Source organism: bacterium, from assembly GCA_026398675.1.
Taxonomy (GTDB): Bacteria; RBG-13-66-14; RBG-13-66-14; order RBG-13-66-14; family RBG-13-66-14; genus RBG-13-66-14.
The window spans coordinates 1,485-2,650 of record JAPLSK010000235.1; the positions used below are offsets into that span (position 1 = coordinate 1,485).

Below are 1,166 nucleotides of genomic sequence, written 5' to 3' on the forward strand. Positions count from 1 at the left end.
CCCCCCCCCCCCCCCCCCCCCCCCCCAACGCGGCGGGGATAGGAATCCCCGCCCTACGTCTCCTTCTCCCCATAGAGGAGAGGGGGTATAAAAAAAGAGAGCCTTACGGCTCCCTTTAAGATGGCCCCTTGGCAGTGACCGTGCATGAATGCACTCTCCCACCGGGTCGCCCCGGCAGTACCACCGGCGCGGGAGGGTTTCCCGTGTTCGGGCCTACTCAGCGGTTGTTTTCACGGGAGATGAAAAAAGAGGGCCGGCAGCCTGTGAACTTGCTCAATCTACGTTCCCGACCTCACCCCTCTCCCCAACCCTCCCCCCAGAGGGGGGAGGGGGTATGAAAAAGGGAGCCTTGCGGCTCCCTTCAATATGGCCCCTTGGCAGTGACCGTGCATGAATGCACTCTCCTACCGGGTCGCCCCGGCAGTACCATCGGCGCGGAAGGGTTTCCCGTGTTCGGGCCTACTCAGCAGTTGTTTTCACCCAAAATGAAAAGAGGGCCAGCAATTAAGCCGAGCCCTCTGTACTATGGCCCCTTGGCAGTGACCTACTCTCCCACCGGGTCGCCCCGGCAGTACCATCGGCGCGGGAGGGCTTTACTTCCGTGTTCGGGATGGGAACGGGTGTTTCCCCTCCGCCATTGCCACCAAAGGACCAAGAAGTGTGCTTTTCGAGGTTACCGGTGTTACGGATTCAATCCCCATAATCCAACCGGCCCCCTCTACAGGCCCCTTCTTTTGCAGATTTGAGACGCAGGCAACCTCGCGGTCGAAGGTTTTAAAGGATTGCTCCGTGCCGGGGGTCTTCCGTCGAAAACCCCCGGCCGGTAAAAAGATGGTCAAGCCTCACGGCGGATTAGTAACGCTAGGCTGAATACCTCACGGTACTTACACCAGCGTCCTATCAACCTCGTAGTCTGCGAGGCGCCTTTAGGGGGATCAAGTCCCCGGGAAGCCTGGTTTTGGAGTTGGCTTGGCGCTTAGATGCTTTCAGCGCTTATCCGTTCCGAACATAGCTACCCGGCGATGCCGCTGGCGCGACAACCGGTACACTAGAGGTTCGTCCACCCCAATCCTCTCGTACTAGGGGCAGCTCTCCTCAAGCTTCCAACACCCACGACGGATAGGGACCGAACTGTCTCACGACGTTCTAAACCCAGCTCGCGTGCC

Annotated in this window: 2 rRNA genes; both read right to left on the minus strand. The window is 59.6% G+C overall.

From position 1 onward, the window contains the following. Positions 1-531: 531 nt before the first annotated feature. A 5S ribosomal RNA gene (gene rrf / locus NTW26_07455) occupies positions 532-648 on the minus strand. 183 nt (positions 649-831) lie between these two features. Further along, positions 832-1,166 (minus strand): 23S ribosomal RNA (locus NTW26_07460); the annotation flags it as partial.